Genomic DNA, 26,016 nt, shown 5'->3' on the forward strand with positions numbered 1-26,016 from the left:
AAAAAATGACCATAACATCACTGTGCCTGGCGGGGGGGCTGCTTCTCTCCGCCCAGGCCCAGGCCTCCACAGCAATCTGCTATAACTGTCCGCCAGAATGGGCTGACTGGGGAACGCAGCTCAAAGCGATCGCCAAAGACACCGGTATCGTCGTCCCTCAGGATAATAAGAACTCTGGCCAGGCACTGGCACAGATCGTGGCCGAAAAGGCCAGTCCTGTGGCAGATGTCGTTTACCTTGGCATCACTTTTGGCATTCAGGCAGCCAAATCAGACGTGCTGGATGCCTGGCGTCCGGCAGCCTGGAATGATATTCCGGCAGAAATGAAAGACCCGGAAGGAAAATGGGTAGCACTCCACTCCGGTACTATCGGTTTTATGGTCAACGTTGATGCGTTGAACGGAGCCCCTATCCCGCGCTCATGGAATGACCTGCTTAAACCCGAATATAAAGGGATGGTTGGCTACCTCGACCCGGCCAGTGCTTTTGCTGGCTATGCCGCTGCGGTATCGGTGAACCTCGCCGAAGGCGGCACGCTGGACAACTTTACACCGGGCATTAACTACTTCAAAAAGCTGATCAAAAACAGCCCGATAGTGCCAAAACAGACGGCCTACGCACGCGTACTCTCTGGTGAAATCCCGATTCTGCTGGATTATGATTTCAACGCGTACCGGGCGAAATATAAAGATCACGCCAATATTGCCTTTGTTATTCCGCAAGAGGGCAGCATCAAAGTCCCTTACGTTATCAGCCTGGTAAAAAATGCACCACACAGTAACGAAGGCAAAAAAGTGATCGATTATGTGCTGTCGGATCGCGGTCAGGCCATCTGGGCCAACGCCTGGCTACGTCCGGTACGCGAAAAGGCAATGTCCGCAGCCGCTAAAGCACAGTTCCTACCGGACAGTGATTATGCGCGTGCCCGCACGGTTAACTATCAACAAATGGCTGACATTCAAAAATCCTTCTCTGAGCGATACATGAGCGAGGTTAAGTAATGTCGCTGCAGTGGCAAACCGCCATGCCCTCCCGGTCGGGAGGGCTTCGTCATCGTAATGACAGGGCAACGTTTCGCGCCATCGCGTTCGCACTGGTTCCCACACTCACGGTATTTTGTGCTTTCTGGCTAATCCCGTTGGGGTATCTGGCCGTGCTGGGTACCACGCCAGATAACAGTACACATCTGAATGCTTACTGGACCATACTCAGCCGCCCACAATATCTGGTATCCCTCGGCGTAACGCTGTTGCTTTCTGCCAGCGTGGCGCTGGTTGCCGTCGCAATGTCGGCGGTCGTGGCATGCTTCCTGGCACGTCATTCTATTCCGGGAAAAGGCTTCTTGTTGGCGTTACTGACATTTCCACTGGCTTTTCCCGGCGTGGTGGTCGGTTTTCTGATAGTCATTTCCGGTGGACGACAAGGGCTGTTTGCACAGCTTGGTCTGGTGCTAACCGGCGAGCGTTGGATCTTCGCCTATAACCTGGTGGGGCTGTTTCTCGGTTATCTGTACTTTTCGATTCCGCGCGTGATCATGACGCTAGTGGCTGCCTGTGAAAAACTCGATCCAAGCCTTGAAGAGGCCGCCCGTTCGCTAGGCGCAGGAAACTGGCGCATCGTGCGGGACGTCATTATTCCGGGGCTGGCGCCGTCACTGCTCTCGAGCCTCGCACTCTGTTTTGCCACCAGCATGGGCGCCTTTGGTACCGCCTTTACCCTCGGCACCAATTTGGGGGTACTGCCGCTGACGATTTACAACGAATTCACCAACTACGCAAATTTTGCAACTGCCGCCGCGCTGTCGGTGGTGATGGGAGGGGTGACCTGGATCGCGCTACTACTCGCACGCAGCCTCTCCGGTACCGATCGGGAATAATCTGATGAAACGACCCTTACTCTTTGTGCTTCAGCTCACGCTGACGGTTGCGGTGATCCTGTTTTTGATCGTACCTATCGCGTTATCAGTCACTGCTGGCTTTACGGAAAACACCTTTATCGGCATTAAAAGTGGCCTGACGCTGCGCTGGATCCTCGAAGTGTGGGATCTCTACGCGCCGACAATCTGGCTCTCACTGATTATCGCGCTCACCTGTCTGCTCTGTACCATCGTACTGGGCGTCCCCGCAGCCTGGGGATTATTGAAAAGCCCGTCGCGCTTTGCCGCCTGGATCGAAGAGTGCCTGATGCTGCCTGTCGCGCTGCCGGGACTGGCAACGGCTCTCGGCCTGCTGCTGGTTTACGGCGGTTTCCAGCTTCTACGTGCCAGTTGGGTATTTATCCTGATTGGCCACGTACTGTTTACGCTGCCATTTATGATCCGCCCGGTACTCTCTGTTATGAAGGCCGCCAATATGCAACAGATGGAAGAAGCTGCAGCCAGTCTGGGGGCTACAGGGTTTCGTCGTTTTATCACCATCGTTGTGCCTAACTGCCTGTCCGGTATTCTCGCCGGTGCCTTCATGGTCTTCACGCTATCAGTGGGCGAATTCAATATCACCTGGATGCTACACACGCCGCTGACAAAAACGCTGCCCGTCGGGCTGGCTGACAGCTATGCCTCCATGCGGCTGGAAATCGGTTCGGCCTATACCACATTATTTTTACTCATGGTTGTTCCACTACTGACGGCTATGCATTTTTTTAGCCGCCCACGTCGCCGGGCGGAGAATAAGAGAGAGGTATCGCCATGACGACCAAGCCGGTTGGCATTCGCCTGCGCAACTGCTCGCGCACATTTTCCCGCGATCATATCGCGCTCCATCCACTCAACCTGGACATTCAGGCTGGTGAAACGCTGGTGTTGCTCGGCCCTTCTGGCTGCGGAAAAACCACCACTTTACGTATTATCAGCGGGCTGGAACAGTGCGATCGCGGTGGTGAAGTCTGGTTTGATAACCGTAACGTCAGCGCATTACCGATTGAAAAGCGTAACGTCGGCATGGTGTTTCAAAACTATGCGCTGTTTCCCCATCTGAATGTAGCGGCAAACGTTGCTTACGGGTTACGTATACAGCGTCTGCCGGAGGCAGAGATCCGCAGTCGGGTAGCGGAAATGCTGGCGATGGTGGATTTAAGTCACTTTGCCGATCGCTCCGTGAAGGCGCTATCGGGTGGACAAAAACAGCGCGTTTCGCTGGCGCGTGCGCTGGCTGCTCGTCCACAAGTGCTGCTGTTTGACGAACCGCTGGCGGCACTCGACGCCAAACTGCGTGAAAAATTACGCGAAGATATCGGCACCTTATTGACACAGCTTGGCATCACTGCCGTTTATGTTACCCACGATCAGCAGGAAGCGATGGCGCTGGGCGATCGTATCGCCGTCATGCGCAACGGGCGCATTGAGCAAATCGGCACGCCGCGTGAAGTTTATCACCACCCTGCCACCGATTTTGTCGCGGACTTTGTCGGCGCGGTGAATCATCTGGTGCTCAGCAACGGTGAATGTTACTGCCGCCCGGAAGATATCCAGTTGGGCGATACGCTAAACGCCCTGCTAACCGGAGAAATCATACAGAGTACTTTTCTCGGCCAGACCCAGCGCGTGCTGGTGAATATCGGTCAGGGCCAGCCCGTCACGGTGGAGTGCTCCGCGCGCGAACTGTGGCAGCCTGGACAGCATGTTGGACTGCATGCCAACCAAAATAGTCTTTTTCAGATCGCGATAAAACGATAAGGAGTCGTTCTTGAATAACACATTTGTCCTCGCTCAAATTAGCGACCTTCACATTAAGGCGAATGGCCGGCTTTCCTACCAGAAGGTGGATACGCTGAGTGCACTTAAAGCCTGTGTCGCTCATTTGAACGCGCTGACGCCGGCGCCTGATGCACTGGCAATCACCGGTGACCTTACCGATTTCGGCAATGCCGATGAGTATGCCGAGGTTCGCCAGGTACTGGATACCTTAACGCTTCCCTGGTTCGCCATCCCCGGTAATCATGATGCGCGTCCGGCCTTTCGCGATGCATTTTCCGACCAGCGCTGGCTTCCGCAGCAGGGCGAGTTTCTACAATGGTGCGTTGATGATTTTCCGGTACGGCTGATTGGGCTGGACTCGACAGTGGCGGAAAAACCGTGGGGGGAGCTGTGCGGCCAACGACTGGAGTGGCTGCGTTCGCAGCTGGCAAACCAGCCTGAAAAGCCGACGATCGTGATGCTGCATCACCATCCTTTTATCAGCGGGATCGATCATATGGATCGGCAAAATCTACGCGATACGGAATCATTTAAGCAGGTTCTGGCATCCGCGCCGCAGGTCATACGCGTACTCTGCGGCCATGTGCATCGCTATATGGTCACACAGTTGGGAAATACGGTGGTTTGCAGCGCACCCGGTACGTCGCACCAGGTTGCCCCTGATTTTACACCGGACGGGCCGGCGCACTTTATGATGGAACCCGCGGGTCTGCTGCTGCACCGCTGGCAGCAGGAAAACGGCGTCACCACTCATTACTGCCCGATAGGCACCTTCGACGGGCCCTGGCCATTCTATGACAGCAATGGCCTGATCGACTAAGTTACGCGCGCTGGCGGTTATACTGCCGTCAGCTGCTCGCAAGCCTGCCGGATACGCCGCCCGGCCTCTTTTACGCTTTCAATATCGGTCGCAATTGATAACCGGAAATAGGGAGAAAGGCCATAAGCGCTGCCCGCTACACCGGATACGCCACTCTCCAGTAGATAATTAAGCACATCCTCTTCACTTTCCAGCCGCTGCCCATCCGGGCGGATTCGCCCGATCAAATCACCGCAGTGGCAGAAAACGAAAAATGCCCCTGCCGGTGGCAAGACCTTCAGTCCGTCGATGCCGCTCAGCACTTCAACCAGGCTATCACGACGCTGCTGGTAAGCCTCACGCTGTGGGGGCAGAAACGCCAGCCCGCCATTAAAAGCGGCGACGGCGGCGGCCTGACTAACCGAACTGGCACCGGAGCTGTTTTGCGATTGCACCACCGTCATTGCCTGTACCAACGCTGTAGGTCCAACACCGTAGCCAATACGCCAGCCCGTCATCGCATAGGTTTTGGAAACGCCGCCCACCAACAACGTTCGATCGCGTAGTTCAGGTGCCACATTCAGTAAACTGACATGCTGACGGCCGTCAAACAGTACATGTTCATACAGCTCATCCAACAGAATCATCACCTGTGGATACTGGCGTAATATCTCAGCCAACGCGTTTAACTCGCCAACGTCGTAGACCGCCCCGCTGGGGTTGCCCGGATTATTCAGCACCAGCCAGCGCGTTTGCGGGCCAATAGCCGCCTCAAGCTGAGCAGGCCGCAATTTATATGCCTGCTCCAACGGACATGGCAGCAGCACGGGTTCGCCGCCGTTAAACTTCACGCTATCGGGGAAAGTTGGCCAGTACGGCGTCGGGATCAGCACCTCATCCCTCTCATTGAGGGTCGCGGCAAAGGCATTAAAGATGACCTGCTTGGCACCGTTAGCGACCACGATCTGGTCAATATCGCATGTCAGCTGATTCTCGCGTGCCAGTTTTTGTTGTACCGCTTTGCGCAGCCTGGCCGTCCCGGACGTCGGCGTATATTTCGTATCGCCTTCCTGAATAGCATGCCAGGCCGCCTGCTTTATGTGGTCCGGCGTGTCAAAATCGGGCTCACCGGTGGTGAGATCCAAAATATCCACGCCTTCCGCCTGAAGCCGCTGAGTGAGTTGACGTGCGGCAGCATTCGCAGAAAGGGAAACGCGCTGAACACGCTGCGACAGAATGATCTTCATGGTTAGGATCTCGCTGGCCACCGGCGATCTCGCCTCCGGCGGCTAATGGATGACAGATCGGTTAGCGGTATTCTGGCAGGCCTAGGTTCTGACGCAGCGTATCGTACTGATAATGCTTGCGGAACAAGCCGCGTTTCTGCAGTTCAGGTACCACCAGGGCAACAAACAGATCCAACTGATCCGGTATGGTCGCAGGCATGATATTAAAGCCATCCGCGCCCTCTTCTTCCAACCATTGTTGGAAGTCATCAGCGATGTCCGCGGCCGTACCGACAACCACACGATGCCCGCGTGATCCCGCGGCTACCGCGGCCAGTTCACGCAGCGTCAGGTTGTCACGCTTCGCCATATCGGTAAAAAGTTTTACCCGGCTCTGATTCCCTTCACCTGCTGGTGCTTCCGGCACCGGACCGTCAAGCGGGAACGGGCTGAGATCGATACCAAAACGGGCAGAAAGTTGGCGCAGGCCGTTTTCAATATCAACCAGTGAATTCAGTTGTTTCCAGGTTGCCTGGGCCTCTTCGCGCGTGCGTCCCACAATCGGCATTACGCCGGGTAGAATCAATAACTGCTGTGGATCGCGACCGGCTTCCTGAACGCGCTGTTTCTGCGACCGATAAAACGTCTGCCCCTCTTCCAGGCTGGCAGCGGCGGTAAACACCACTTCTGCCGTAGCGGCAGCCAGTGCCTGCCCGTCACTGGACGAGCCGGCTTCAATAATCACCGGCCGTCCCTGCGGCGAACGCGAGATATTCAGCGGTCCCTGCACCTGATAGTGCTCGCCATGATGGTTAATCGGCTGAATTTTATCATCAACAAAGTAACGCCCGCTGGCGGTATCCGGTTCAACCGCGCCCTCCTGCCAGCCTTCCCACAGTTTAAACGCCACCTGTAAAAATTCCCGTGCCTGCGCATAGCGATCCGCATGGGTCGGCATATCTTCACGACTAAAGTTACGTGCCACATCGGTCGAGAACGAAGTCACCACATTCCAGCCCGCCCGTCCCCGACTGATATGGTCGAGTGAAGAGAAACTTCTCGCCAGGGTAAAAGGGTCGCTGAAGGTGGTGGACGCGGTCGCCGCCAGGCCAATATGTCGGGTATTCACCGCCAGCGCGGAGAGCAGCGTCAACGGCTCCAGTCGCGCCATGGTTGACGGCAGTCGGTGTACGCTAGTCGCCAGCGCATCACCGATAAAAAACATATCGAACAGACCTTCTTCGGCCTTTTGAGCAATCTGAATCAGCCAATCGATATCGGTTGGCGATCCCAGGTGGCTGGTGAGACGCCAGCCGCTAACATGGTGCCCCAGCGGCTGAACAAACAGACCCAACCGAAGCTGGCGCGAAGATGATGTTGTATTTTGCATATCGTTTCCTGAATGATTTACGACCGCAGACGTATTGGTTCCGGCGGAACCGATCTAGCCAGCGTCGGTTGCCCGTAGCGCCCGCTCCAGCGCGGATGGGGAAATTTCAAAAGGCAAACGCTCAGCGCTGGCGATAGAAAATTTTACTTCGCGTGCAATGGCCTGGATCGTCGCGCTACGATCGCCCTGCAGCGGGGCCAGCGTCAGCGGCGCGCCATACTGATGCAATAGCGCCAGCAGCTCAGCATCCGGCTCACCGTCGGGATACTGCATATGCGATTGCACCAGCAGGCTAAACCCGACCTTCTCACCGTGTAACCAGTCGTGCAGTTCAGGTTGATATGTCAGCCGATTATGAATTGCATGCGCATAGCCCGGTGTCGGCTGAGCATCACGGATGCTATTTGCCATACCTGCCAGCGCGATACAGGCATCAATCACCTTAGTCAGCGCAGGTGTCACCCGCTGCTGTTCATTATCTTTAACCGCCTGAGCACCGAAAGCCTTAAAGACATCAACGGCCTGCCGGGCCATTAGCGCTTTTAGGTCCAGCGCCAGACTGTCCGGATCCTTCTGCTGATAAGGCTGAAACTCGTACCACTTGGCCAGCGCATCAACGATACCGGCTTTAAGATAGCGGACGTCGCTGCGGGCGATCACTTCACTGTCTACCAGCACTCGATCCGGCATATGGTGTAACGGCTGGCTGCGGATATGCCCACCCTGCGCATTATAAATAATCGAGATGGGCGACCAGGCAGCGCAGGTTGCCGCCAGCGTTGGCATCGTGACCAGAGCAAGATCATCGACCAGATTTGCCACCGCCTTGGCAGCATCCAGCACGCGTCCACCGCCGATACCGAGTACCAGATTTGCGCCCTCGTTTTTTACCTGTTCGCACAGCGTCGCGATGGCTTCATCGGTACATTCCGCCGCAAGCATCGCTACCGCATAATGAATACCAGCCGCCTTCAGACTGATTTCCAGCTCAGGGTTGACCGATTGCCAGGCCCGAGGGCTGGAAACAATGAAAATATGGTGTGAAAGCGGTGCAATATAATCACCGAGCTGGGAACGGATACCGGACAACTGGCAATAATTCTGGGGGGATTTTATTGAGAACACGCCTGAGCCTTTTTTATTTTATGAGCAGAGCGATTCCGGACAACACCCTGACAGAAGCCAATGATGGTCTGAACCGACTATCGCTATCTGACACTGAGTTTTCATCATGCAACAAAGAAAAGTGCATAAGCAAACGCACTTTCCCGATCCTTTCTGCCTAATTCGCAAAAGCTTATACCAATACCAGATTAGGCGATTTATCGCTTGCTGACCGCTTTGCGCGAACGGCATGATGATTCTGAATATTCAGCATGACCTTCCGCTGGCTGACCTGCGGGAGAAGACAATGGAACGCGGCATTCTGTCCTCAATAATTCGGGTTACACCCTATGAAACTGCATTTCCGCCAGCTGACGCTGGATGATCGTCATGAGTATCTTGCCCTGATGCTGACGGCTTATGCCCCTATCCGCGAGCTTGGCATCCATTTTGATGCCGCGACCGCCGATCTGGCACGTGTCAGCCTGCATCTTGAACAACATGCTGTTTATGCTCTGTTTGCGGACGATACCCTCGCCAGCTCGCTGACCCTGCGCTTTCCCTGGGGACCGCTACCCGGTCCGTTCGGCTTGCCACATATCGGCTGGTTCGGCACGGACCCGCAATTTCGTGGACGGCAGTTAGGGCGTCACCTGCTCGAATGGGTTGAGCAACATATCCTGCACGATCGGCTGAAGGCTCCCGCCGTCTCTCTGGGTACTGCCATCAACCATCCCTGGCTGAAAGAGATGTATCAACAGCTGGGCTTCGTCCCGCAGCACCAAACCGATTTAGGTAAAGGGCACATCACGCTGTATATGAAAAAAATTCTTGATGATGCAGCGCATACTCAGTGGATGCGAAAGCATGCAACAGACGCGAACAATTCGGTTGCAGCTCCGTCTGCTTCATCCGTAAGTCAGGAACTACGATGATGATTTCTGAGCAACATCAGCCACTGGCGACATTTCTTGAACGCTTCCGCCATGAGCTTCATCGCCACCCGGAGCTCTCCTGGCAGGAGTTCGAAACCACCGCGCGCCTGCGCACAGCCCTCACGGAACATCAGATCCGCATCCTGGATTTGCCACTGAAAACCGGTCTGGTTGTCGAAATTGGCGCGCAGGACGGTCCCCTGGTGGTACTGCGTTCCGATATTGATGCGCTGCCGATTGAAGAAAAATCAGGTGTTGAGTATCGCTCGCTTAATGCAGGGGTGATGCACGCCTGTGGCCATGACTTTCACGCCTCAGCTGCGCTGGGTGCGGCAATATTGCTACAGAAACAGGCATCATCGCTACGTGGACGTGTCCGCATTCTTTTTCAGGCTGCCGAAGAGACGGGCCAGGGCGCTTCCGCGCTGATGGCCACCGGTGCGTTGGATCAAGCTCAGGTCATTTTCGGCATCCATAATGATCCGACGCTACCCGTTGGCGTCGTTGGCAGTAAAGCGGGTGCACTTACCGCTGGCGTCGATCGTTTTGTTATCACAATCACCGCCAAAGGTAGCCACGCGGCTCGACCGCACGACGGCAACGATCCTATTGTGATCGCCAGTCAGATCGTCGTGGCAATGCAAACCCTGATCAGCCGTAATGTGCCTTCAAATGAAAATGCTGTGGTATCCATCACTCAGCTACACAGCGGCACAACCTGGAATGTGATCCCCGATGACGCCATGCTGGAAGGTACAGTACGGACATTCAGCGCCGATGCGCGCACGCTAATTGAACGCCGTTTACGCCAGCTTTTAGAGGGCATTGCTCAGGCTTTTGATGCCCAAATCGCGCTGGACTGGCAGCCCGGTCCGCCGTCGGTGGTAAACCATGAAGAATGGGTGGATTTCGCACTGGAACAGGCACCGCTGGCAGGATTGGAACCTCGCGTAGTCACAGCCAGCCCTATCGGCGAAGATTTTGCATTTTATCAGCAGCAGTTGCCCGGTGCTTTTCTGATGATTGGCTCGGGCGGCCCTTATGCCCTGCATCATCCGGCATTCCGCGTCGACGATCGCGCCCTGTTCCCCACCGCGGATTATCTGGCGACGCTGGCCATCAACGCGCTTGAGAAACTTAGCGTTACGATGTAATCACCAAGGAAGCACCATGACGGATGTAACGCACGATCTGGCCACCCTGATTGTCGAAAGCCACCCCAGCGAAGAGGCCAGAGATCGCGCGCGCGACGGCTTGCTGGATTTTATTGCCGTAACGCTACCGGTATTACGCGGTGAAGCACGCGATAGCGGGCTGGAGAGCCTGCGCAAAGTTTGGCAGGCTAAAGATGCGCAAACACGCGCGTTGCTGTTGGGCTACGCCGGACATGCACTGGATTATGACGATTTTCATCCCGACTTTCGCGGTCATCCAGGTACGGTGATTTTACCGACGCTGCTAGCGTTAGCAGAGGAGAGCCATCCGAATACAGACGGGCTGCTGGATGCGTATATTATTGGCGTAGAGGTGGCGGGCAGGCTGGGTCTGGCAGCCGGCCAACAACACTATAAACGTGGATTTCACAGTACCGGCACGCTGGGTACGCTTGCTGCAGCTGCGGCGGCTGCGCGTCTGATTGGCGCCGATGTGGCGCAGACCGCCATCATTCTGGGGCTGGCGGCAACCCAGGCAAGCGGTTTACGGGCGCAGTTTGGCTCCGCGGTTAAACCGCTACATGCAGGACTGGCCGCGCAGGCGGCGGTGATCTCTGCCCGGCTGGTACAAGCTGGGCTCAGCGGCCAGGCCCGGGGGGTCATTGAGGGCTTTCTCGCAGCCTGCTGCGGTGAAAACGCTCATGGTGAACGGCTGACACAGAATTGGGGCGCACCCTGGCGGATTATCTCACCCGGGCTGGAGTTCAAACCCTATGCCACCTGCGGCGGTACTCACAGCGCCGCCGATGCCGCACGTCGTTTGCATCAGCAGTGGATAACGCAACATGGCGGCACCGTACAGCAACTGGTTGCAGCGATTGAGCATATCGAGGTGGCCTTCCCTCCGGGCGGGGATATTGCCGCCTCGGTTACCCGCCCCAAAACGGGTATTGAAGCACGATTCAGTCTGGAGTACGTCATTGCCTCTTGTCTGCTGTATGACAATGTGGCGCTGGAGGATGTCGCGGAAGGTCCGGTCAACCCCACTATCGCCGCACTGGCCAGCAAGGTACAGCGCTGCCCGGATAATAGCGCACCGCCGGATGAGATCGATCCAACGCGGCGCTTCCACCAGGTAACGCTGTTTTTCCATGATGCGCCACCGCTGCTATGCAGGGTTACGCGGCAGCAAAGTGTGGCAGAACCCGTCGATCTACAGGCAAAACTGCGCCGCTGTTTGTCGGGCGCAACGAAGGAAGAGATAGAACAAATCGCGACGCTATGCCAGCTAAACACACCGCAGGCGATCTCCGAACTGAATCGATTGCTGAACGAGCAAGATCCCCCTTAAAAAACACCTACTTTTCGCGTATTCGCCACGATGATTGAATATATAGCTGTTATGATCATGCACAAGCGGAAAGCGTTTTTCCTCTGCTGAAAGTGGAATGCATAGACAGTGAAGGCTGTATCAGACGGGAAATAATGCAAACTGCGGATGGAATGCGACAACAATTGGCGGCGTCGTCACAATGTTCACAGCAATATCGCCCCTGAATTCGAAAACAAGGGCTTTACTCATGTCTGTGTCCAGATGACAGGGATAATATTCTTTGCTTATAAAGAATAACTTACAGTACCGTCGCTAAAAAATGACGCACGCGGGGATTGGGTGCTTCATTCAGCACCACCGATGTTGGGCCTGCCGCAACAATGCGCCCGTTTTCCATAAAGACAATATTATCCGCAACCTCGCGCGCAAAGCCGATCTCATGAGTAACGATCACCATTGTGATACCGGAGTGAGCAAGCTTTTTGATCACTTGCAACACTTCGCCCACCAGCTCCGGATCCAGCGCGGAAGTCGGCTCGTCAAACAGCATGACGTCTGGATCCATTGCCAGCGCACGGGCTATCGCCACGCGCTGCTGCTGACCGCCTGAGAGCTGCTGCGGCCAGTCGTTTTCACGCCCGGCCAGCCCAACCTGTTTCAGCAGCGCCATACCTTTGCTGACCGCCTGTTGGCGATCAATTTTTTTCACGCGTACGGGTGCATCAATAATGTTTTGCAACACGGTACGATGTGGGAACAGGTTAAACTGTTGAAAGACCATGCCAATCTGGCTGCGCTGCACGGCAACCTGCTTATTACTCAGCTCATACAGCAAGTGCCCTTTTTGCTGATAGCCAACCAGCGCATCACCAATATGGATAGTGCCACCATCCAACTTTTCCAGATGGTTGATGCAGCGCAATAACGTTGATTTCCCCGACCCGGAAGGGCCCAAAATAACAGTAACGGAACCGGCAGGCATATCGACGTTAATCCCATCAAGGATGGTGACACCGGAAAAACGCTTAGTAATGTTACGCAGTGCTATCGCTTCAGCCATGGCCCACTCTCTCTTCTTTTAGAACGCGCGCTGCGGGTTTACGCTTGATCCATCTGCGTTTCTCACCACGCGTAATGCCACGCGCAAAATAACGCTCTACATAGTACTGACCAACAGACAGCACGGATGTCATCAGCAGATACCACAGCGTCGCGACCAGCAACAGAGGGATCACCTGATAGGTACGCTGGTAGATAATTTGTGCTGAGAACAGAACGTCCTGTAGTGAAATAACCGAGACCACAGCGGTCGTTTTTAACTGCCCGATCATTTCATTACCTGCCGGGGGCAGAATGGCGCGCATGGCCTGTGGCAGTACGGTATAGCGGAAAATTTCTGCCGGCCGGTAACCTAATGCTTTCGCCGCTTCCAGTTGGCCGTTCCCCACACTTTGGATACCCGCACGTACAATCTCTGCCGCATACGCGGCCTGGTGCATCACCAGCGCAATCACCGCCGCGCTAAACGGGCTGATTAGCGTGTTAGCGGAGGTACTCCATAGCTCTCCCAGGCCCGGCAGAGAGATCGAAACAGTCGGATATAGCGCCGCAATGTTGTACCAAAGAAATAGCTGTACCAGCATTGGAACACCGCGAAAGAACCAGGTATAAGCCCAACTGACACTCACCAACACCGGATTGGAAGAGAGTCGCATCAGCGCCAACACCGTTCCGCCTGCAAAGCCAAGAATGACGGAGATGGCAGTAAGTTGCAGCGTCATCAGCACGCCGTTCAGAATCGACTCGGTGGTGAAGCTGTCAGCAATCACCTGCCATTCAAAGCGGGGGTTATGTACCATTGAGTTAGCGGCGGCCAGCAGCAGCAGCAACACAATAAAAGCGCTAATCCAGCGACCGTAATAGCGTTTCCCGACGATACGCAACGTATCGCGTTCGTTCACGCTTTCGGGTGAATTCATTGAAAAATATCCTGATTACGTTTGGCTGCGGTTACCGCGCCAAAGCCAATCGACCACTTATCGAGGATTTTCTGATAAGAACCATCCTTAATCAGCGAGTTCAGCGCAGACTGAACCGCAGGCTCCAGCGGAGAATCTTTAGCCAGGGCTACGGATACCGGTGCATCATCGACCTGGATCTGTCCGCTCAGGGCCAGCACGGGCACTTGGCTGACCTGATAGATCAGCCCCTCATAGGGGCCAAAAAACATCGGTACGCGCCCGCTTACCACCGCCTGAACACCAGCCGGACGATCCGGGAAGACGGCGGTTTTAATCGCGTCTTTCCCTGCGGCCTCACATGCCTTACTTGCCTCATCCAGGCGTGTCAGTTGCGTGGTGCCAGCACCGGCGCCCACGGGTTTACCACAGACATCAAGCAGCGAGGTGAACGGTTTTACGTTAGCATCCTTGCGGGTAATAATGCCGAGGCGAGACGCATTGTAATAGCCGATAAAATCGACCTGCGTCAGGCGCTGTTTGGTTGCATTAATATTTGACAGGGCTACATCGTAGCGACCGGACTTCAGTCCGGGAATAATGTTGTCAAAGCCGCCGGTGTCGCGCCACTGCACCGGGATACCCAATCGTTCCCCGACCGCGTTCATGATATCAATCTCCCGGCCCGCCAGGGTGCGGTTATCTTCTTTATAGAATGTCGTTGGCGGCGTATTCGGATTGGTTCCCGCAATGATATAGCCACGTTTCAGGATATCCGCCGGCAACTGACTCTTCAGGCTGGCATCTGCGGAGACGTGCAACGTACTTTCGGTTGGTACATTTTGCTCAGCGGCCCATGCACCGGGAAAACTGCCTACCAATAGCACTGAGAATAGCCATTTTGACACTTTCATTTGCACTCTTCCTCCCGATCAAACATAACAACCCGTTCCGCAACGGAACGCATAGAAACCAACTCTTGTGTCTTGTGAGTAGTCTGAAGACGGCTCGCCTCAGCCTCTCAGGCCATTCTCACTGAACCCGCGGAACCGGAGCAAATGCGAAAAAAAGCTAAGCTTTGCCGGATATCACACAAGTCGTTACTGGGTAGAAGCGTAGGAACATTGCCGAGCGAATAAGTGTGTCCGGAAGCCACCGCATAGCCGCGGCGAGAGAGACTACTGAGCGGGAGCGACAAAAATCGCGCAGCAAGAAAGTGGGGCATTGATCGTCCACAATCTCCCCGGCGTCATGCAAAAAAAAAGCCGCGATTATTATCGCGGCCTTTTTTAACCCGGTCTCGATTAGAAATCGTAGAACACGGTAATCCAGGTAGAATCGGGTTCGTCATCAGAACTGTTGGCCAACGTGCGCTCAACATATACCGACAGACCATAACCAATGGTAGTACCCGCACCAAGATAAACATGGTTCGCATGGAAATCTTCATTACCTTTAAGCTGCAGAGAGTCTGCTGCGACATAAGGCTGAATAGATTTCAGGAATGGTTTATCGATATTAAAGGTATAACCGACAAAACTCTCTACACCGTAACCACTACCCGCGAAAAACTTATCAACCGTATTTTCACGGCGGCTTGGCACAAAGTCTTTAAAGTAACTGGCGGTACCAACAATGTACCAGTTATTCGGTTGCCAGGTTAACGCTGTACCAGAAAGTTGCTGGTGATACTCTTTCTGACTATTTATATTATCTTTGATGTTGGCATTAGTACGGCTATATGCTGCACTCCATACCAGATCGTTGGTCAGTTTATAATCAAAGCCCAACCCACCGCCGTGCGTACGACGATAATCTAACGAATCGCCAACCGGGGTTTCGTCTGCCGGCAGCAGATAATCGGCATATAACGTTACCGGGCCAAAATCGTTGGTATATTTAATAGAGCGTTTAGGGCGGTTACTGCCGTCGAAATCGCCACCTATGCCTACGCCTGCGCCGTTAACCAGACCATCGTTATCCCAGACGTCACTTTTAATCGCAACGGTTGAGAAGTAAACGCCACGCTGGTGACCGTACGTCAGCGTACCATAACGATCGTCTTTAAAACCGGCATATGACTGGCGTTGACGATCGCGCAGACCACGCTCGTTGTAGTGACCATCCCACTCCAACGCATGCCCTAAATCCACTCCCCATTCGTAAAAACCAACAAACGAGGTATGTTCAGCTAATTTATAATCAGCGCCAAAACGGAAACGCGTACCGCCATCGTGGCCATTTTTATAATAGCCCGGCTCTGGACCGTTATTAAAAATCCATTCAGGGCGAATGCTTCCGCCCACTTTTAAACTTAATGGCGCCAGCAACGAATTACTTTGTGGGTTTTTCTCTAAAACGGTGATCTCAGCCCGCGCATTGGCAGATAACGCTGACAGAACAGCGCCGCCAATGAATATTGACGTTTTTAATTTGCTCATTAATTACCCTGTCTCCAACTTTTATTTTTGTTATGCCCGTCATACTTGAATTTGCATCATGACCTTATTAATTCAGCTTGCAGAAAACTCGAGATACCGCAATTCCGTCGAAGTTTATAAAAAAATAAACCTCGGGGAACTAACGTATCTGCAATTTGAAGATTCAGAGACATATTGCATTTACGTGACGTTGCGCCACGAATAAATGTTTAACACAAGTGTAATATGCAACAAAGTAAAAAATACGAACACCCACATGCTATTGATGATCGGGATTTGGTTGTTTTATAAACAAATGTATTTATGAAAGTAACAAAATGAAAGGAAATACAAAATAGCGGTCAACATATCAGCAATATGCGTCATTATTAGTCTTTTTAATAATTAAAGGCATAATTATTAGAAACATTTAATAACAATTTAATCTGATGAATAGCATCATTAAGTAAACATTTTGCAAGTTAGCCGTCAATTCATGGTTAAAACTGTGGGTATATCTCGCCAAAAATATAAAAAAAACAGAGCAATACACTAATGAATAAGAAAAATCCAATTTTATCAAATGGATGGATTAATCTCTAAAAAAACGTTTATCACCTTACAATAGGATACAACCATCAATCTCGCGAAGATAAGGCGATACTTTTGTACTCCCCTTGGGCAGCCGTTATATGAAAAAGTTCCATTTATCTGCGATAAACGCTCTCACAGTGCTCAGCTATTAAACAGAACCATTTCTGAAAACGGCATGATTGACTCCGCTCCACCTCTTGAATAATGACATCGTATTTGTCCTCCGATTTAATTCTTATCGTTAGCTAACTCGACACAGCAAATAAAAAACCATTATATCCCCCTGTTTTTCTGGCATTGATGCGGGACCTGAAGGAGCTTACCCTGCAACTGAAAACGGCGGGTTCTGCCGTTCAGCCAATGAGGCCACGCCATTCTGCCCTCACTCGGTTTAAATCATCTTCGCTAAAGGTATATCATCAGATTTGCCGCGCTATCCGATGAACCGTTAGTGATGTAGCAGTTCCTGCTGAATATTGGCTCGCGGGAATTTTCCGCCGTCAGCCCACAGCGGCCCCTTAACCATCAGAAGAAAGTCTTTCAGGTGCAGAAGATGGCGGTGCCGTTCACGGCATGATTGATATGATGTGGAATTCCTCTGCTACAGGATGTATCACCGATGTCAAAGACGGTAGAACAGATCGCCACCGCGCTGAGTCTCTCAGTGACTACCGTCCGCCTGGTGTTGAACGGTAAAGCCGAACAGCACCGTATCAGTGCTAAAACGCGCGCTCGGATCGCGACTTATGTTGATCGCTATGGCTATACCGTGAATCACACAGCGCGTAGCCTTAAGCTGAATAAAACCGATACCCTTGGACTGATTTTACCTCATCTGACTTCTCCCTTTTTCTCCGCACTGACGGAAAAGCTGGAGATGCGCTGTCGCGAAAACGGTTACCAGTTGATGATCGGCTGTAGTTATGATGACAGCCAGCAGGAAAATCAGCTGCTGGACTCGCTAGCGCAGCACAATGTTGACGGGTTATTTATAGTGCCTTCCACGCGGCAATCGCAGGAAAGCCACATTAAACACCGCAACCGCCCGATGATCGTTCTCGATCGAGATGTTGGTCGTCGTGACCGTCCTCTGGTCGTGAGTGACAATCTGCAGGGGAGTGAAATGCTGACGGAAGCGATGCTGCAGGCGGGAGTAAAACCCGCGCTGTTTATGGCGGGTGATATCCAACATCCCGTCATCCGTGAGCGGATTCTGGGCTATCGTAACGCCTTACGCGCCGCCGGGCTGACCGACACTCAAGAAGGGCAGTTGGCAGATTGCCATAACCGCTGTGAGGATGGAGCGCGTATCATGCGCCAGTATCTGCACCGCCACCCACAGCCGCCCGATGCCTTTATTGCGTCATCGTTAGCGATGCTGGAGGGCGCGTTACGTGAATTACGCGGATGGTGCGGGCATATTCCGCCGCATATTCATATCGGTACCTTCGAAGAGCACGCCATGCTTGGTTTTTTGCCCAACACATTGTGGTCTGTCAGGCAAAATGAACATTTATGGGCCCAACACGCCTTTGATGCCATGCAGCAAGCGCTGGCCGGCGATCGCCAGCCGCAAAAACATGTTATACCGATGTCATTGATGTATCGCGCTGGCGCGGTTATGCCCGAATGATATTGATGATGGCACATCCCACCAGCGACGTCATGCTAACTCACGCTCGCGCCCGCGCTTCCGTAAACACGTCTTATCACACCTCAAGCATACTCATTGGCGTATGGCGTTCCCCCTTTCATCGATTACGGTAATCGCCTCGCTAAGCGGAACAAATTGCTCATCAGTGCGTGTCCCGTTGATAAAAGTGAGCACCACAAAACGGGCCGGTTGACCACAGGCTGTTATCGGATAGTGCCAGGTATCAGGATGATAATGAATGCCGAAATGCGTCGGCACACGAAAAGCACGCAGTGTCGCGAGATCGGGAAGATCATCATCACCATGTTGCGCCACCAGCACCATATAGCTCTCCCCATAGCACGGCATAAACACCTGCGATGAAAAGATATGCCGCTCCATTTCCGCAACCATTAGTGGAAAGGTCGTTGGGGGAACCTCAACAACGCTCAGGCGTGGCCTGGCACTGTCTCGACCGTTGTGCAGTTCATCGATCAATTCGACACGCGTTTGTCCATGCCCCAGTGGCAATAACTGACCAAAGGGAGCAAAGGCATTGGCTGAGATCGGCTCGAGTATGATGTTTGCCATTATGCTGACGCCCTGAACGGATGATGCTGAAGCCAGTGCGAGGCTATCTCATTCCGCTTACAGATCCAGACACCGGGCTTGCTACGGACATAATCCAAAAAACGCATCAGACCCGAGGCTCTGCCGGGATGCCCTAACAGCCGCATATGCATCCCAACGCTCATCATCTTCGGGGAAATCGCCCCCTCGGCATATAACACATCAAAACTTTCCCGCAGATAAACGAAGAAATCATCGCCGGTAGCGAAGTTACCCGTGCTCCACTTCAGATCGTTATTCGTCAGAGTATAAGGAACCACCAAATGCGGACACCCTGCCAGCGTCACGTAGTAGGGAAGTTCATCGTTATAGCTATCACTGTCATACACAAAGCCTCCTTCCTCCATCAACAGGCGACGCGTGTTGATGGAGGGTCCGTAACGGCAATACCAACCCGATGGACGTTCTCCCATGGTCTTATGCAGGCTGTCGATTGCCAGCTGAATATGTTTTCTCTCTTCTTCTTCGGATAATTTATAGTGTTCTATCCAGCGCCAACCATGGCAACAGATATCATGTCCTGCCTGTTTTATCGCGATGGCCGCTGCGGGGTTTCTTTCCAGCGCCAGGGCACAGGCAAACACCGTCATGGGCAACTGACGCTCGGAAAAAATACGCATCAGCCGCCAAAACCCTATCCTGCTGCCATATTCAAACATCGACTCTGCGGCCAGGTCTCGCTCACCCCGCACAACTGAAGAAGCGGACATTTCCACCAGCCCGATATCGCTGTAGCCGTCACCATCACCGATGCTGTTTTCCGAGCCCTCTTCATAGTTAAGTACAAAGTTCAGCGCCAGACGTGCTCCGCCCGGCCAACCGGCATGAGGAGGATGCTCACCATAGCCGGTAAAATCACGTTCCAGGGATATGCTCATCAAATGTCTCCATCAGGATTATCATAAAATACACTCAGAACTGTTGTTCCTGTCGGCCACGAACTATCTGCGATAAGGTGACGGCGATAATCAACGCGCCACCGTAGAACATCTCCTGAATAAATGAACTGAATCCCAGGAACACCAGCCCGGTAATGCCTGTGACCAGAAAGTAGACCGCGACCGTCGTCCCCCACGGATTAAAACGGCCAGGAACAATACAGGTAGAGCCGAGGAACGCGGCGGCAAAGGCCGGTAACTGATAGGAAATCCCCGAGACCGGGTCGGCCGCGCCCTGGGTTCCGGTATAAAGCACACCCGCCAGCGCACCTAAAAAACCCGACGCGATCATGCAGAGCACCCTGACTCGATCTGTGTTGATACCCGATAGCCGGGCAACCTCTCGCCCTTTCCCCACGAACAAAATACGGCGACCAAACGCGGTATATTCCAGGACGTACCACAACACCAGAGCCACACCGATGGCGTAATAAAATTCAAGCGGAATACCGAACAGACGTTGCACAATAACCGCATTGATCAATACATTTGACACGCCGCTGATTGTCATTGAATCGCTCAGCCAAAGCGTAATACCGTGCACGAAAGTGCCAACCCCCAGCGTGACAATCAGCGAATGGATGCGAAATAAGGTCATTAACAAACCGTTGATGGCACCAATAACGATACCTAATAGCAACGCTGCGGTAATCGCCCAGCCAATGCCGATACCATGATTCACATTCATGACTGCAATCAGTACTGAAGACAGCGTCATGGTATAAGCGATGGACAAGTCGAAATCATTAGCCGTTAGCGGAATCAACAGACCCAGCGTAATCACCACCAGTACCGCCTGCGATCCCAGGATGGTAGAAAAATTGCCCCACGTGAGAAAAGTATCGGGTTTCAGATAACCAAAAAAAGCCATCATGACGATCCAAACGATAATTAATCCGAACTGTTCGGCACGCTGGATCCATTTTTTTGAGGATGGGATAGTGTGCTTCACTGACGATAGTGCATTAAGCGTTTTATCTGACATGCGTACACCTCGTGTTGATTAGCTACCCTGCAGGCAGCGTTCGGCAATATGCTCTTTGGTCAGTCCGGTGCCGCTTAGCGTGGCAATAACCTTCCCCTGAGAAAAAATCAGTACGCGATCGCAAATCATCGCCAACTGTTCATAATCAGAACTCGCGCACAGCACGGTTGCACCTGCGCTCGCGGCATCGCTGATATGACGGAATACGGTTTGACGTGCGCCGACGTCAATACCCTGGGTCGGTTCATCCAACAGAACTAAACGGGGGGATTGCTGTAGCCATTTGGCTAACAGCACTTTTTGCTGGTTACCACCGCTTAGCGCCGACATCGGTAAAGCGGGGTTTGAGGGCCTAACGTCAAAATGCCGTCCTAACTCACCGGCCCGCTGGAGCATACCGTTACGATCCAACTTCAGGCGGCGAAACCAGTGGCGCAATACCGGCATGGTGACGTTATCGACCACCGACAGCGAACCGATCGCACCGTTATTCAAACGATCGCCTGGTATCAGCACAATACCTTGCCGAATGGCTCGCCGAGGGGTCAGATGGGCCGGGTTCAGTTGTTGGTTGCCAAGCACAACGCTACCGGTTGCCTGACGCGCGCCATACAACAGATAAGGCACCTCGTCATAACCGGAACCGATCAGGCCGGTCAATCCGATCACCTCTCCGGCACTGGCTGAAAGCGTCAAGTCATCCAGCATTCCCCCACGCAACTTCGTCACCGTCAAATGCCCGTCGGCTACGGATGGAGAGAGTGCTGGACGATCGCTGAGTATCAGGCGGCGACCGATGATGGCTTCAATAATGTCCTGCCGTGTAGAGCACCCGGTATCAATTCTGGCCGCGACCTTACCATCCCGTAACACCGTCAGCCGCTGGGTAATTTCAAGAACCTCATCCACATCATGGGAAACGAACACCACACTGGCTCCCCCGGCTACCACATTGCGCACCACCTTAAATAAGGTCGAGACGTCCCGACGGGGTAAAAATGGCGTCGGTTCGTCCAGCACCAATAGGCCATTACCGGCCCCACCGCCGCTACGCATCTCTTCAGCCGCTCGGACAATGGCCAGCAAAGCACGCTGCACAGGAGAAAGGTCGGCAAGAATCGCCGTAGGATCGAGGGCAATGCCATAAGATTCAAAACACGTTTCTGCTGCACGCCGCTCATGTCGCCAATTGATCGCCACAGATTTTTCGTTAGCCAGCCGACCTATCAGCAGGTTTTCCAGCACGCTCAACGCGGGAATCAACGCCAACTGCTGGTGAACAAAACTGATGCGATGATGACGGAAGGCCCCGGCAGCCAAAGGAAGCGGTACATCAGTGCCACAGATCGCCAACTGCCCGCCAGGATCCGGGGCGTGGAAACCCGCCAGTATTTTTATCAGCGTTGATTTTCCACAGCCGTTTTGCCCCAGCAGACCATGCACTTCGCCACGGGCGATCTCCAGCGAAACATTATCCAGCGCCCGCTGGCCACCAAACGTTTTGGTTATTCCCGACAATCGCAAGGCCGGTGGCTGGGCAGATGCGCTCTGCCACGCGAGATTAAGCGCGCTCATGGCAACTGCCATAGCTGGTGAAAACCAGCCAGATAAGCATCGCCATAACCCTGAGAGAGTTGCGGCGGCGTGCCGGCGTCTTTGGCGTTATCCTTTGTGAACAGGTAAAAAGGAATTTTTGCATCCGCGACCGTCGGTAATCCGCAGGCGATACGCATTTCTGAATCCATAATAGAATGCGCAATCCAATCAAGGTTTTCACCGATATCCATTTCAACCTGATTACGCTGCACCATGCCAAGAACAAAGGGTGTGCCGTTGAATGCATTAATCTTGACCCGATTTTGCGCACCGGTAATCGTGACGGCAGGTACAACGAACTGCACCATGCTGTCGTAAATAACGATAATGTAGTTAATGGTGGGATCGGCTAACAGTGCGGCCTGAACGCCAGGAGTAATCCGGGTCGCCCAGTCAGTGCCAATATAATCCAGCATTTTCGCCTGACAATCAGTGCAGTGTTTCAGCTCCGCCTTGATACCCGCGACCATTGAGTCAGTAGAGAGTGGGCCGCTGGAGATCAGCACCAGTGCATTCAATTTGCCTTTGGTACTCACGACCGCACCATCTACCAGCAGTGCACCTGCTTTAAAATAATCCACTGCGACATTGCTATCGGTGTATTTACCTAACGCTGCCGACTGTTCAAGACCGTTGTTATGCGAGGCAACAACCTTGATACCGGCGGCCTGAGCCGCTTTAATTTGCGGCGTCAGTACCCGGGGATCGGCGCCACCGAGCAGGTCAACCATATTCACCTGTTGATTCAGCGCGGTATTCATCCCCTGAACCCATTGAGAACTCTGCCCCTGATTTTCCCAGGTGGTGAAGGTGAAACCGACCTTGTCGGCCACGCCTTGCATGGCTTTTTCAATCGTGGCGGTAAAAGGATTGGCGCTTGATTGGGGGATACTCATTATCGATTTACCGCGCATGCAGCTTTTCGCGTCAAACGCCGGGCCGGGTGCGACAAAGGCTGGTTTTTCCTGATAAGGCTTGAGCTGTGCCTCAAACCAGGCGAGATCGTCAGCTCTGGCGGTCGATTGCACCACCAGCGGTATCACACTGCTGATGAACAGGGTCATTATTATCTTTGCTACTTTCTGATTCATAACGTCCTCTTACCCTCAGATGCTCCAACACGCTGGCTTCGGAAACGCTATCTGCCAGCCGTTCTAAATTGCACGCAATATTGCAGGCAATACTGTTTAAGCAATAATTACGCCATTTACTGACTGAATGAGGTGTAAAAAATCGAACGTTGAATAATTAGTTTAAAAAACAGCGGGGTTAATACAGCAGGGATACTGGCGGGCCACGGTGTACTCTTTTTAATCAGGTTGGCGAAAAAGCGGCCACTGCCCTGACAAACATCAGGCGTGCTTCATTAGAGGGCAGCGTTCTCAGGGACGATCTCCGGGAAGGAGAACGGTACCGTAGATATCGACTTCAGCACGCCGACGTTCGCTGAGATCGAGGCTTTGTTCAATATGCTGACAGTGTGCCAGAGCGACAGCTGCCGCACCATCGGCATCATTGGCATCAATAAGCGCGATCAGTTTCTCATGCTCATGCACCAGGCACAGTACGCCGTTTTGTTTTTCATACAGCGACTGAATCAGACAGACCCGCCGCATCAGTAAGGTCAACATCCTGGTTAATACTTCATTACCGGCCATCTCGGCCAGCAGCATATGGAACTCGCCAGCTATCCGATTCATTTCAGGTAATCGGTTATCGAACACTCTCCGCTGGGTTTCCAGATGGGTATACAGCTGGGCAATATTCGCCTTCGTTGCTCTGGCGCAGGCCAATCTGACAATAATTGATTCGAGGTGTCGTCGCGCCTCAAACACATCTCTGGCCTCGTCCACCGTGGGGCGGCGAATAAAAGCGCCACGATTTAATTGGAATTCGATAACCGCTTCGTCGCGCAGACGTTCAAGCACCCGACGCACCCGCGAGCGAGGCACCCCGTAGCTTTTAGCCAGCTTCACTTCGTTGAGGTACTCTCCCGGTCTGAGCGTCTTATCAATAATAGCGTCCACCAGGCGATCGTATATCAGTTGCTCTTCCGGCAGTTGGCCTCGCACGGGCAACAAAGCGACTGACTCTGACGCTGCCGATACATCGCTGACATTCTTTGCCATCATTTGCTCTTTATTAAACCCGGTGCCCATAAATAACCTTGCTTATTACCGCGTCATTTTCGCCAGACTACGCGGGTTTTACTGGGGAACAACGTGGCTGCCAGGAACAGGCACGCTGCGCCAATATGTTAATAGATTCTTTGTATAAAACAACAGCACCATCAAGCCGATGGCGCGAATAGTTTAGGAACCGAGCGCGCAGCAGCAGCTCTGGAAACGACGCGTGGCACTTCCTTAAGTTCACCCTTTTCACTTATCAGAACAGGCATTGGCCGTTCTCCGCAACCAGCACACCGCGTTTGAAAACCTTACGCTCCCGCGGCGTTTCTACCAGTGCTTCTACCATGCTACGCCCGGGAACCAGCACCAGATCGGCATAATCCCCCTGTGCAAGGCCATATTTTTTCAGCGCCATGACCCGCGCGCCACCGTAAGTAATGGTCTGCGCCGCCTTCATGATTTCACTGTCTTTCCGCCAGCGGTAACGCAGCCCCATGGTTACCGCACGCTGTAGCATATCGCCATTGCCATACGGGCTCCAGGTATCCCGTACACCATCATTACCGGCACAAATATCCACCCCCGCATCCGTTAGCTTGTCCCATGGCGGTACAGAAATATCCGCAGGTGCCGTGGTGGCAACGCTAATACCGAGCTCGGCCATATCCTGTATTAGCCGATACTGTTGTTCCGGCTCAACCATACCCAGACAGAAACCATGGCTCAGCGTGACGCGATTTTCCATCTGATAGCGGCGGGTAAAATCGAGCAGCAGCCCCAGACTGAACGCCCCCAGTTCACCGCGCTCATGCAGATGGATATCAATTTTCTTATCGTGCCGTGTGGCCAGTTCAAAAATAAGGGTTAAGTGACGAACAGGATCTTTTTCATAAGAGCAGGGATCCAGCCCACCAATCAGTTCAGCTCCCATTTGCAGTGCTTCATTAAGTAATGCTTCCGTACCCGGATTTTGCAGGATGCCACTTTGCGGGAACGCAACGATCTCGATATCCACCTTTCCCGTCAGGGCTTCACGCGCGGCCAGTACACTTTCCAGATTCCCCAGACCGACTTCATTATCGATATCAACATGAGTACGGATAAATGAAGTACCGGATGCAATCGCACGTCGTGAGATCTGCTCGGACTGCCGTTTCACATCAGGTTGCTGCTCACGGCGGTAACGCCGTTCATTCGCGATGATGTCCGTCAGGTTGCGCGGCACGTCGTTCACGTACCAGTCGCGCCCAAGCAACGTTTTATCAATGTGGGCGTGCCCATCCACCAGGCCGGGAAAAGCCTGGTAACCGCTACCGTCAATCACGGTGGCCTGCGGCGGAACCGACAAATTCTCACCACGCGCGGCAATCACGCCGTCGCGCAGCAGCAGATCCACCGAAGTGGATTGATCAAAAGGGGTCACATTTTTCAGGATAATTTCGGCCATGATAAAACCTTTATATCGGGGAGGAGGGTGACTGCGCACAGGAAGAATGAC

23 protein-coding genes are annotated in these 26,016 nt (G+C 53.3%); 9 read left to right on the forward strand and 14 right to left on the reverse strand.

The genetic code is table 11. The features are described from left to right. The first annotated feature begins 5 nt into the window (after positions 1–5). From J1C60_RS15260 to J1C60_RS15280, 5 genes are read left to right on the forward strand one after another with little or no spacing between them, the layout of a single operon-like run. Positions 6–1,001: an ABC transporter substrate-binding protein gene (locus J1C60_RS15260; RefSeq protein WP_375139771.1), complete on the forward strand. Its 996-nt coding sequence runs from the start codon at positions 6–8 to the stop codon at positions 999–1,001. Further along, a complete protein-coding gene (locus tag J1C60_RS15265; RefSeq protein ID WP_128179029.1) occupies positions 1,001–1,876 on the forward strand; it encodes an ABC transporter permease in 876 nt (291 codons plus the stop codon). The genes J1C60_RS15260 and J1C60_RS15265 overlap by 1 nt, the downstream gene beginning before the upstream one ends. Positions 1,877–1,880: 4 nt before the next feature. Beyond that, positions 1,881–2,690, forward strand: coding sequence for an ABC transporter permease (locus J1C60_RS15270; RefSeq protein ID WP_128179030.1), 810 nt, complete (start codon positions 1,881–1,883; stop codon positions 2,688–2,690). Beyond that, the gene (locus J1C60_RS15275; protein ID WP_128179031.1) at positions 2,687–3,673 is read left to right on the forward strand and encodes an ABC transporter ATP-binding protein; all 987 of its coding nucleotides are present in this window, start codon (positions 2,687–2,689) and stop codon (positions 3,671–3,673) included. Before J1C60_RS15270 ends, J1C60_RS15275 begins: the two co-directional genes overlap by 4 nt. Positions 3,674–3,683: 10 nt before the next feature. Then, entirely contained in the window at positions 3,684–4,514 is an 831-nt protein-coding gene (locus J1C60_RS15280) for a phosphodiesterase (RefSeq protein WP_128179032.1), read from the forward strand. A gap of 17 nt (positions 4,515–4,531) precedes the next feature. Here J1C60_RS15280 and J1C60_RS15285 read toward each other — a convergent pair whose 3' ends face one another. The 3 genes from J1C60_RS15285 to J1C60_RS15295 all read right to left on the reverse strand — a co-directional run bounded on the left by J1C60_RS15285 (position 4,532) and on the right by J1C60_RS15295 (position 8,234). Continuing rightward, positions 4,532–5,740: an aminotransferase class I/II-fold pyridoxal phosphate-dependent enzyme gene (locus tag J1C60_RS15285; protein ID WP_128179033.1), complete on the reverse strand. Its 1,209-nt coding sequence runs from the start codon at positions 5,738–5,740 to the stop codon at positions 4,532–4,534. A 61-nt stretch (positions 5,741–5,801) separates the two neighbouring features. Continuing rightward, a complete protein-coding gene (locus tag J1C60_RS15290; protein ID WP_128179034.1) occupies positions 5,802–7,109 on the reverse strand; it encodes an LLM class flavin-dependent oxidoreductase in 1,308 nt (435 codons plus the stop codon). A 54-nt stretch (positions 7,110–7,163) separates the two neighbouring features. Next, on the reverse strand, positions 7,164–8,234 hold the full coding sequence (locus tag J1C60_RS15295; protein WP_128179035.1) for an iron-containing alcohol dehydrogenase family protein: 1,071 nt from the start codon (positions 8,232–8,234) through the stop codon (positions 7,164–7,166). Positions 8,235–8,563: 329 nt separating this feature from the next. Here J1C60_RS15295 and J1C60_RS15300 point away from each other — a divergent pair, with 329 nt between their 5' ends. Genes J1C60_RS15300 through J1C60_RS15310 form a run of 3 tightly spaced genes read left to right on the forward strand, consistent with a single transcriptional unit; the run spans position 8,564 to position 11,653 of the window. Beyond that, complete coding sequence (locus J1C60_RS15300; protein ID WP_128179036.1) at positions 8,564–9,148, forward strand: GNAT family N-acetyltransferase; 585 nt, start codon at positions 8,564–8,566, stop codon at positions 9,146–9,148. Continuing rightward, positions 9,145–10,302 (forward strand): amidohydrolase, encoded by a 1,158-nt coding sequence (locus tag J1C60_RS15305; RefSeq protein ID WP_128179037.1) that lies wholly within the window; start codon positions 9,145–9,147, stop codon positions 10,300–10,302. Before J1C60_RS15300 ends, J1C60_RS15305 begins: the two co-directional genes overlap by 4 nt. 16 nt (positions 10,303–10,318) lie before the next feature. Then, on the forward strand, positions 10,319–11,653 hold the full coding sequence (locus J1C60_RS15310; protein WP_128179038.1) for an MmgE/PrpD family protein: 1,335 nt from the start codon (positions 10,319–10,321) through the stop codon (positions 11,651–11,653). A 280-nt stretch (positions 11,654–11,933) separates the two neighbouring features. Here J1C60_RS15310 and J1C60_RS15315 read toward each other — a convergent pair whose 3' ends face one another. The 4 genes from J1C60_RS15315 to J1C60_RS15330 all read right to left on the reverse strand — a co-directional run bounded on the left by J1C60_RS15315 (position 11,934) and on the right by J1C60_RS15330 (position 16,034). Beyond that, positions 11,934–12,695 carry an amino acid ABC transporter ATP-binding protein gene (locus J1C60_RS15315; RefSeq protein ID WP_128179039.1) on the reverse strand — a complete coding sequence of 254 codons (762 nt, stop codon included), beginning with the start codon at positions 12,693–12,695 and terminating at the stop codon, positions 11,934–11,936. Then, positions 12,688–13,614 carry an amino acid ABC transporter permease gene (locus J1C60_RS15320; RefSeq protein WP_128179040.1) on the reverse strand — a complete coding sequence of 309 codons (927 nt, stop codon included), beginning with the start codon at positions 13,612–13,614 and terminating at the stop codon, positions 12,688–12,690. The genes J1C60_RS15315 and J1C60_RS15320 overlap by 8 nt, the downstream gene beginning before the upstream one ends. Then, complete coding sequence (locus J1C60_RS15325) at positions 13,611–14,507, reverse strand: ABC transporter substrate-binding protein (protein ID WP_128179041.1); 897 nt, start codon at positions 14,505–14,507, stop codon at positions 13,611–13,613. Before J1C60_RS15325 ends, J1C60_RS15320 begins: the two co-directional genes overlap by 4 nt. Positions 14,508–14,897: 390 nt before the next feature. Next, a complete protein-coding gene (locus tag J1C60_RS15330; RefSeq protein WP_128179042.1) occupies positions 14,898–16,034 on the reverse strand; it encodes a porin in 1,137 nt (378 codons plus the stop codon). Positions 16,035–17,226: 1,192 nt separating this feature from the next. Here J1C60_RS15330 and J1C60_RS15335 point away from each other — a divergent pair. Further along, positions 17,227–18,240: a LacI family DNA-binding transcriptional regulator gene (locus J1C60_RS15335; protein WP_128179043.1), complete on the forward strand. Its 1,014-nt coding sequence runs from the start codon at positions 17,227–17,229 to the stop codon at positions 18,238–18,240. Positions 18,241–18,333: 93 nt separating this feature from the next. Here the strand turns inward: J1C60_RS15335 and J1C60_RS15340 are convergent, their stop codons facing one another. From J1C60_RS15340 to J1C60_RS15370, 7 genes are all read right to left on the reverse strand, one after another. Next, a complete protein-coding gene (locus J1C60_RS15340) occupies positions 18,334–18,831 on the reverse strand; it encodes an ureidoglycolate lyase (protein WP_128179044.1) in 498 nt (165 codons plus the stop codon). Continuing rightward, positions 18,831–19,748 (reverse strand): allantoinase PuuE, encoded by a 918-nt coding sequence (locus J1C60_RS15345; RefSeq protein ID WP_128179045.1) that lies wholly within the window; start codon positions 19,746–19,748, stop codon positions 18,831–18,833. Before J1C60_RS15345 ends, J1C60_RS15340 begins: the two co-directional genes overlap by 1 nt. A gap of 34 nt (positions 19,749–19,782) precedes the next feature. Next, the gene (locus J1C60_RS15350; RefSeq protein ID WP_128179046.1) at positions 19,783–20,793 is read right to left on the reverse strand and encodes an ABC transporter permease; all 1,011 of its coding nucleotides are present in this window, start codon (positions 20,791–20,793) and stop codon (positions 19,783–19,785) included. 18 nt (positions 20,794–20,811) lie between these two features. Next, positions 20,812–22,368, reverse strand: a complete 1,557-nt coding sequence (locus J1C60_RS15355) for a sugar ABC transporter ATP-binding protein (RefSeq protein ID WP_164877305.1) — start codon at positions 22,366–22,368, stop codon at positions 20,812–20,814. Beyond that, on the reverse strand, positions 22,365–23,480 hold the full coding sequence (locus J1C60_RS15360) for a sugar ABC transporter substrate-binding protein (protein ID WP_128179048.1): 1,116 nt from the start codon (positions 23,478–23,480) through the stop codon (positions 22,365–22,367). Before J1C60_RS15360 ends, J1C60_RS15355 begins: the two co-directional genes overlap by 4 nt. A 291-nt stretch (positions 23,481–23,771) precedes the next feature. Then, complete coding sequence (locus J1C60_RS15365; protein WP_128179049.1) at positions 23,772–24,548, reverse strand: GntR family transcriptional regulator; 777 nt, start codon at positions 24,546–24,548, stop codon at positions 23,772–23,774. A gap of 226 nt (positions 24,549–24,774) precedes the next feature. Beyond that, on the reverse strand, positions 24,775–25,965 hold the full coding sequence (locus J1C60_RS15370; RefSeq protein ID WP_128179050.1) for an amidohydrolase family protein: 1,191 nt from the start codon (positions 25,963–25,965) through the stop codon (positions 24,775–24,777). Positions 25,966–26,016: the final 51 nt, after the last annotated feature.

It is taken from the genome of [Pantoea] beijingensis (genome assembly GCF_022647505.1).
GTDB lineage: Bacteria > Pseudomonadota > Gammaproteobacteria > Enterobacterales > Enterobacteriaceae > Erwinia > Erwinia beijingensis.